This window comes from Micromonospora sp. M51, assembly GCF_018070305.1.
In the GTDB taxonomy this organism is placed as follows: domain Bacteria; phylum Actinomycetota; class Actinomycetes; order Mycobacteriales; family Micromonosporaceae; genus Micromonospora; species Micromonospora parva.
This window is the reverse complement of record NZ_JAGPXZ010001308.1, coordinates 1-859: the sequence shown is the minus strand read 5'-3', so window position 1 is coordinate 859 and position 859 is coordinate 1. Positions and strand designations below refer to the sequence as shown.

The window sequence follows — 859 nt, the reverse complement described above, 5'->3', positions numbered from 1 at the left end:
CCGCCGACGGCAAGCAGCTCATCGGCCTCGGCACCGACGTCGGCGGCATCGCCATGTGCTACCGCAAGGACCTCTTCGAGAAGGCCGGCCTGCCCACCGAGCGGGACGCGGTCTCCAAGCTCTGGCCCACCTGGCCGGACTACATCGCCACCGGCGAGAAGTTCGTCGCGGCCAAGACCGGGGCGTCCTTCCTCGACGCGGCCACCAACACCTTCAACACCATCCTGTTGCAGACCGCTGGAAACACGACCGGTTACAGCTACTACGACACCAGCGACAAGCTGGTCGTCGACAGCAACCCGTCGGTACGGCAGGCCTGGGACACCACGATGGACATCATCGACTCGGGCCTCTCCGGAAAGTACGGATCGTGGTCCGAGGAGTGGGTCTCCGCGTTCAAGCAGTCGAAGTTCGCCACGATCGCCTGCCCCGCCTGGATGACCGGCGTCATCGAGGCCAACGCCGGCACCGGCGCCCAGGGCAAGTGGGACATCGCCCAGGTGCCCGGCAACGGTGGCAACTGGGGTGGGTCGCACCTCGCCGTGCCGAAGCAGAGCAAGCACCAGGCCGAGGCGATCGAGCTGGCCAAGTTCCTCACCAGCGCCAAGGGTCAGATCGGCGCGTTCAAGGCGAAGGGTCCGCTGCCGTCCTCGCCGCAGGCGCTCGACGACCCGGCGATCACCGGCGCGAAGAACGCGTACTTCTCCGACGCGCCCGTCGGCACCATCTTCGGCAGCGGCGCGAAGAGCCTGAAGCCGGTCTACATGGGCCCGAAGAACCAGGCCGTCCGGACCGAGGTGGAGAACGCCGTACGGACCGTGGAGTTGGGCCAGCGCAGCCCGGCGCAGGGCTGGACCGA

At 67.9% G+C, this 859-nt stretch carries 1 protein-coding gene; it reads left to right on the top strand.

From position 1 onward, the window contains the following. The coding region (locus KBX53_RS34475) for an ABC transporter substrate-binding protein (protein ID WP_210863978.1) at nucleotides 1–859 on the top strand (859 nt) is incomplete at both ends.